The sequence below is a fragment of the Nocardia sp. CC201C genome, from assembly GCF_030010695.1.
GTDB classification, from domain to species: domain Bacteria; phylum Actinomycetota; class Actinomycetes; order Mycobacteriales; family Mycobacteriaceae; genus Nocardia; species Nocardia otitidiscaviarum.
In genome coordinates, this window is sequence record NZ_JASCXP010000382.1 from 1 (window position 1) to 7,165 (window position 7,165).

A 7,165-nucleotide genomic window follows, 5' to 3' on the forward strand; every position below is an offset into this window, starting at 1 on the left:
TGATGAACCGGTACACCCCGCCGGAGGATTTCGCCGGTCCGGCCGGTCCGGTCGCGGTGGTGCGCGTGCAGCCGGGCGAAACCGCCAGCGAGATCGCCGAGACCATGTACGACAAGGGTGTCGTCGCCAGCACGGCCGCCTTCTACGAGGCCGCGGTCAAGAACGACGGCATGAACTCCCTGCAACCCGGCTACTACGCCATCCCGACGCACAGCCCGGCCGCCGACGCCGTGGCCGCCCTGGTCGGCAACTCGTCGCGGGTCGGGAATGTGGTGCTGTCCGAGGGGCGGCAGCTGCACGACTCCACTGATGTGCACACCGGCGCGCGCAAGGACGGCATCTACCGCAAGATCGCCGACGCCAGCTGCGTATCCGGCAAATGCGTCAGCTATGAGCAGTTGGAGGCGGCCGGCGCGAGCGATCCGGTCGCGCTCGGAGTGCCGGAGTGGGCACTGGAACGGGTGCGCACCGTACCCGACCGCAGCCGCCAGCTGGAGGGACTGATCGCCGCGGGCACCCTGGACTTCGATCCCAGCGGCACCCCCGAGCAGATCCTGAAACAGCTGGTGTCGGAGAGCGCCGCGCGGTACGAGGAGACCGGCCTGCTGCAATCCGGCGGCGCCAACGGCCTCACCCCCTACGAAACCCTGGTCGCCGCCTCGCTGGTGGAGCGGGAAGCCCTGCCGAACGATATGTCGAAGGTGGCGCGGGTCATCGTGAACCGCCTGGAGGTCGGGCAGCCGCTGCAATTCGACTCCACGGTCAACTACACCCTGGACAAGACCGAGGTGGCCACCACCGACGCCGACCGGGCCCGCGAGACACCGTGGAACACCTACGCCATGTCCGGCCTGCCCGCCACACCGATCTCCGCGCCGTCGCTGGATGCCTTGCGCGCCATGGAGAATCCCGAACCGGGGCCGTGGCTGTACTTCGTGACCATCGACAAGCAGGGGACCACCCTGTTCACCGAAAGCTACGGTGAGCACCTGCGCAATATCACCAAGGCCCAAGAAAGTGGAATTCTCGACAGTGGACGGTGAGGTTCGCCGGGCGGCCGTACTGGGCAGCCCGATATCGCATTCGCGTTCGCCGCAGCTGCACCTGGCGGCCTACCGCGCACTCGGCCTGGACTGGACCTACGACCGCGTCGAATGCACCGCGGAACAGCTGCCCGGCTTCGTCGACGGACTCGGACCCGAATGGGTGGGCCTGTCGGTGACCATGCCCGGCAAGGTCGCGGCCCTCGACTACGCCACCGAGCGCACCGATCGGGCCGAACTCGTCGGCTCCGCCAACACCCTGGTGCGCACCGACACCGGGTGGCGCGCGGACTGCACCGATGTGGACGGCGTGCGCGGCGCGCTCGCGGGCGGCGGCGTCGTGGAGGTGGCGCGGGCGGTGGTGCTCGGCGCGGGCGGTACCGCGCGCCCCGCCCTGCTGGCGCTGGCCGATCTGGGCGCGCACACCGTCACCATTGTCGCCCGGGACCGGGGGCGGGCGGCCGACACCCTGGATCTGGCGGCGCGGCTCGGCATGTCGGCCGAGGTCATCGGCTTCGATGCGGAGGCACTGGGATTCGTGTGCTCCGATGTCGACGCCGTGGTCAGCACGGTGCCCGCGGCCGCGGCGGCGACCGTGGCGGATGCCGTCGCGCAGGCGCCGGTGGTGCTCGACGCCATCTACGATCCGTGGCCGACGCCGCTCGCCGACGCCGTGGCGCGCGCCGGGCACACCGTGGTGAGCGGGCTGCAGATGCTGCTGAACCAGGCATACGGTCAGGTGGAGCAGTTCACCGGGAAGCCGGCTCCGCGCGCGGCCATGGCGGCCGTACTGGAATCGTGAGCGGCACCGTCACGGCCGCGGCGCTGCGCGAATGAGCGAGATTCTGTAACGGGTTCCAGTTCAGTGTCGGGGCCGGACAGGCTAGGGTGATCGACATGAATGCGTGGGTGTTGCGCGCCGTGGGTCTCGGAGCGCTGACCGTGGTGCTGCGTACCGTGCTCGGCTTCGCCATGGTGTACTGGCCGACCAACGGCTCCTGGATGCGCCCGCTGGGGCTACTCGTCCTCATCGCCGCCGTCATCGCCTGGGGCTACCTCGACGGCCGCGCCGACGCCACCTCCGGGACCGGCGACGACCTCACCATGCGCTGGCTGAAGGCGGGCCTGGCGGGCGGCATCGGCGGCGGGGCGGTCGCCTGGCTGCTCGACTTCCTGCCCGAATTCGACCTCGGCGATCAGGGCCTGCTGTTCGAGCTCACCTTCGGTGCGTCGTTCATCGTCCTGCTGATCTTCATCCCCGGTGTGCTCGGCGTGGCGCTCGGCCGCTACCTGGTGCGGCGCAAGGAGAACGCCGGCGGTTCCGCCGCCGGTGCCGATGCCGGTTCCGATGCCGACACCGTCGCGCTGACCAAGGACTCCGCCAACGCCTGAGTGGCGGAACACCCGTCGGCCGCCCCACACTCGCGTGCGGGCGGCCGATTCGTTTCCGGCGGGCGGTGCCGCTGCCGGTGGGTTCCGCGGCGTGGAACCGGCCGCGGAACCCATCCCTCTCAGAGCAGAATCGCGCTGCCGCCCGAATTCTCGTTGCGGGCGACCGCGGAGTAGGCGGCGGCCATGAGCGAGGGGTCCGGACCCTCCAGGCGGCCCGGCTTGGCGAGGCCGTCCAGGACCACGAAGCGGATGACGCCGGAGCGCGTCTTCTTATCGGTCTGCATGGACTTCAGCAGTTCGGGCAGCGCGTCGGCGTCGTAGCTGATCGGCAGGCCGATGCTGGACAGGATGGCCGCGTGGCGGTCGGCGGTGGCGTCGTCGAGCCGGCCCGCCAGGCGGCCCAGTTCGGCGGCGAAGACCAGACCGACCGAGACGGCCGCACCGTGCCGCCACCGGTAGCGCTCCCGGCGTTCGATGGCGTGGCCCAGCGTATGTCCGTAGTTGAGGATCTCGCGCAGGTCGGATTCCTTCAGGTCGGCGGCCACCACATCGGCCTTGACCTGGATGGCGCGCCGGATCAGTTCGGGCAGCACCTCGCCGGTCGGGTCCAGCGCGGCCTGCGGATCACGCTCCACCAGATCGAGAATGACCGGATCGGCGATGAATCCGGCCTTGATGATCTCGGCCATGCCCGCGACGATCTCATTGCGCGGCACGGTTTCCAGCGTGGCCAGATCGACCATGACGGCGGACGGCTCGTGGAAGGAGCCGACCAGATTCTTGCCCGCCTCGGTATTGATGCCGGTCTTGCCGCCGACCGCCGCGTCCACCATGGCCAGCAGCGTGGTCGGCACGTGGACGATGCTCACGCCGCGCATCCAGGTGGCCGCCACGAAACCGGCCAGATCGGTGGCCGCGCCGCCGCCCAGGCTGATCACGACATCCTTGCGGGTCAGGCCGATTCGGCCCAGCACCTCCCAGCAGAATCCGGCCACCGCCAGATCCTTACCGGCCTCCGCATCCGGAATCTCCACCCGGTGCGCGTCGATCCCCTTGTCGGCGAGGGCCTGTCGCACCACCTCGGCGGTCTCGGCCAGCGGCGGCTGATAGAAGATGGCCACCGTCCGCACCCCGGACTTCCCGGTCACCTGCTCGACCAGATCCCCCAGCAGCCCCCGCCCGATGATCACCGGATACGGGTCGGCCGTGCGGACGTCGATACGGGTCGGCTCGCTCATCAGTGCTCCGATTCTTCTCGTGCGAATTGTGCTGGGCTCTCACCCGTTTCCCGTTGCTCGGCCCGAGCCTCCCGGGCCCGCCGCGCCCGCGCCCTGCGCGCCCGCGCCCGCCGAGACCGCCCCGGGGAAGTGGATTCGACCGCGCCGGCGTCGGCGGTGACGCCTGGAGTTCCCGTGTCGCCCGGGGTGTTTGCGCCGCGCGTGCCGCCGCTGCCGTCGTCCTCCGCGCCGACAGCCGCGGTGTGCCCAGAACTCGGTCCGCCGCCCGCACTGTCCGACCGTAGCCGGATACGCGTTTCCGCCACAGCGGGACCGGGCGTCGAGCCCTCGTGCGCAGTGATGGGATCGCCGCCGACGGAGTCGGTCCCGGAGGATCCCCCGGGGCTGCGGAGTCGGTGGCGACTGTGGGTCGAATCCTGGTCACCACCAGGCGCATTCACCGTGGCCCGACCGGGCGTGTCTGCAGTGGAACGGTCGGCTGTGCGGGCGGGTGCGTTCGGGCTGTCGGAGGCGTGATCGGATTGCGTGGGACCCGTCGTGCCGCCAGGGTGATGTGCACCGCCGTGGGCGGGTTCATCGCCGCCGGGCGTGGTGGTTGCCCGACCGGAGGCGTCCGCTGTCCCGGCCGGTGCCCGCGATCTGTCGAACGGGCGATCGGCCCTGGACTCGATATCGCTGGGATCGGTCTTCTCCAGCTGTGCGTTCCGTGGCTTCGGCGATGTCGGCTGTGCCTGCGCTGTGGCGGGATGGTGCGTCGAATGTGCGGCCTCGGCGCCCGGGGCTGGATCGGGTGTGGTTGTGGGGGTGGATATTCCGGTCTCCGCCGCGACGTTCTCGGCGGGTGTGGTGGCGGCCGGGCCGGTGGGGCGGGTCGCCCGGCGCGATCGACGGCGGTGACCGGTGCGGCGCGACGACATCGCGGTGCTGTCGCTCGGTTGGTTCACTGTGTTGCTCGTGCCCACAGTGGGCGCGTTGGTCGAGGAAGCGGGTGTGCCGGTTGTGGAGGTGGGCGTGGTTGCGGTCGGCGCTTCGCTGGTGGTCGCGGCACCGGTTCCCGGGGTCACCTCGGGGGTGCGGCGGCGGCGCGAGCGGCGGTTGCGGCGTTTGCGCTTCGGCGCGGCGGCGCCGGTGCTCTGGTCGGACGGTTGGTCGCGGTGCTGGGCGGTCCCGGGGGAGGAACCCGAATCCGTTACGGCGGCAGGTGGAGTCGTGCCGGGTGAAGCAGCGGTGGCTGAGTCTGTGCGGGCAGGCGTGGCGTGGGTCGCACCCGAGGTGGCTGGGTCGGAACTGCCCGGGTCCGCGGTGACTGGATCCGCGGTGATGTGGGCCGAGGCGGCTTCGGTGGCCGGGGCGGGGGTCTGTGCTTCGCTTCGGCCCCGTCCGCGGCGGCGTCGGCGGCGGGCGCGGGAGCGGCCGCTCGGGGTGGGGGTGGGGCCGGTGGGTTCGGTGGGGTCCGGCTTCTCGGTGGGTTCGATGCCGAGTTTGGCCAGGATCATGCGGACCACGCGGCCGGGGCTGCGGCCGTCGGTGCGGACGCGGATGGTCGCCACCTCGCGGTAGAGCGGGCGGCGGATCTTCATCAGCTCGCGGTACTTCCTGGCCGGATCGTCGCCGGTGAGCAGGGGGCGGTTGGTGCTGGCACCGGTGCGCCGGAGTCCTTCGCCCACACTGATTTCCAGGTAGATGACGGTGCGGCCGCGCAGCACCGCGCGGGTAGCGGCGGACAGCACCGACCCGCCGCCGAGGGAGATGACACCGTGCCCGGCGAGGACGGCCTCGCGGACCACCTCTTCCTCGATCCGGCGGAACTCGGGTTCACCGTCGGCGGCGAAGATCTCCGGGATGGTGCGTCCGGTGCGCTCTTCGATGCCGGCGTCGGTGTCGTAGAGTTCCAGCCCGAGTTCGCGGGCCAGCTTGCGGCCGATGGTCGATTTGCCCGCACCGGGTGGACCCACCAGCACCACCGAGAGCGCGGGCGCCGCGTTGCCGGTCGTCGGTTCCGTCTCCGCCGGGGCCGCGGCGGCGGCCTCCGACGGATCGGTCGCATCGGTCACCGCGGTGTATTGCCCGGAATGTGCGGCCGGGCGTTGATGCGCTTCAGGTAGCTGTTCAGGTTGTCGACGGTCTCGGCCAGCGAGTCGCCACCGAACTTCTCCAGCGCGGCCTGCGCGACCACCAGGGCGACCATGGCCTCGGCCACCACACCCGCGGCGGGCACGGCGCACACATCGGAGCGCTGGTGAATGGCCACGGCCTCGCCGCCGGTGGACATGTCGACGGTGGACAGCGCCCGCGGCACCGTGGAGATGGGCTTCATGGCCGCCCGCACCCGCAGCGCCTCGCCATTGGTCATCCCGCCCTCGAGTCCGCCCGCGCGGTTGGTCGAGCGCAGCACGCCGTCGGGGCCGGGCTGCATCTCGTCGTGCGCCTGGCTGCCGCGGCGGCGCGCGGTCTCGAAACCGTCACCCACCTCGACACCCTTGATGGCCTGAATCCCCATCAGGGCGGCCGCGAGTCGCGCGTCGAGACGGTCCTGGCCGCTGATGAACGATCCCAGACCGATGGGCAGGCCCTCGATCACGACCTCCACCACACCGCCGAGGGTGTCGCCGTCCTTCTTGGCGGCCTCGATCTCGGCGATCATGGCGGCCTCGGCGTCGGCGTCGAACGCGCGCACCGGGCTGGCGTCGATGGCGTCGAGATCGGCGGCGGAGGGCACCACGCCGGTGGTGTTGGCCGCGGTGCCGATGGACACCACATGCGAGATCACCTCGACCCCGAGGGCCTGGCGCAGGAAGTTCTTGGCCACGGTGCCCGCGGCGACGCGGGCGGCGGTCTCGCGGGCGCTGGCGCGCTCGAGCACATTGCGAGCGTCGTCGAAGCCGTACTTGAGCATGCCCGAGTAGTCGGCGTGCCCGGGCCGCGGCCGGGTGAGCGGGGCATTGCGCGCCAGCTCGGCCAGTTCGGCCTCGTCCACCGGGTCGGCGGACATGACCTGGGTCCACTTGGGCCACTCGGAGTTGGCCACCTCGATGGCGACCGGGCCGCCCATGGTCTTGCCGTGGCGCACCCCGCCGACCATCGTGACCACATCGGCCTCGAACTTCATGCGCGCGCCGCGGCCGTAGCCGAGGCGGCGTCGGGCCAGCTGCGCGGCCACATCGGCGGAGGTCACCTCGACACCGGCCACCATCCCCTCGAGGATCGTGACGAGAGCAGGGCCATGGGATTCTCCGGCAGTTATCCAGCGCAACACGGGCACCATCTTTCCATGGGAATACCGTCGCACCGACACGCGGTCCGGCATACGGCGACGTCAGCGTGTCAGCATGATCGCCGCCACACTCGCCGCGCACATGGCGGCACCGTGCGCGAGGGTTGCGGGCGGCACGGCGACGACGGGCGACATCGGCCGCGGAAGGCCGCGCTCCGCTAGCTCCGCACGCGAGCCGATGAGGCTGTCCCCGGGTGCTGCCCGGCGCGGACCGCCGG

Annotated in this window: 5 protein-coding genes and 1 pseudogene; 3 read left to right on the forward strand and 3 right to left on the reverse strand. The window is 71.3% G+C overall.

Annotated features, from left to right (window positions below):
• From QK444_RS29120 to QK444_RS29130, 3 genes are all read left to right on the forward strand, one after another.
• Window positions 1-1,043 (forward strand): endolytic transglycosylase MltG (locus QK444_RS29120; RefSeq protein WP_282785330.1); only part of this gene is annotated, 1,043 nt, incomplete at its 5' end.
• On the forward strand, window positions 1,033-1,845 hold the full coding sequence (locus tag QK444_RS29125; RefSeq protein WP_282785333.1) for a shikimate dehydrogenase: 813 nt from the start codon (window positions 1,033-1,035) through the stop codon (window positions 1,843-1,845). The genes QK444_RS29120 and QK444_RS29125, both read left to right, overlap by 11 nt.
• A 95-nt stretch (window positions 1,846-1,940) precedes the next feature.
• Window positions 1,941-2,435: a B-4DMT family transporter gene (locus QK444_RS29130; protein WP_282785331.1), complete on the forward strand. Its 495-nt coding sequence runs from the start codon at window positions 1,941-1,943 to the stop codon at window positions 2,433-2,435.
• A 119-nt stretch (window positions 2,436-2,554) separates the two neighbouring features.
• Here QK444_RS29130 and aroB read toward each other — a convergent pair whose 3' ends face one another.
• From aroB to aroC, 3 genes and pseudogenes are all read right to left on the reverse strand, one after another.
• Window positions 2,555-3,673 (reverse strand): 3-dehydroquinate synthase, encoded by a 1,119-nt coding sequence (gene aroB / locus QK444_RS29135; protein WP_282785332.1) that lies wholly within the window; start codon window positions 3,671-3,673, stop codon window positions 2,555-2,557.
• Between the two features lie 1,478 nt (window positions 3,674-5,151).
• Window positions 5,152-5,637 (reverse strand): annotated as a pseudogene (locus tag QK444_RS29140) (shikimate kinase); the annotation flags it as partial.
• Window positions 5,638-5,723: 86 nt separating this feature from the next.
• On the reverse strand, window positions 5,724-6,929 hold the full coding sequence (gene aroC, locus QK444_RS29145) for a chorismate synthase (RefSeq protein WP_282785334.1): 1,206 nt from the start codon (window positions 6,927-6,929) through the stop codon (window positions 5,724-5,726).
• Window positions 6,930-7,165 lie beyond the last annotated feature (236 nt).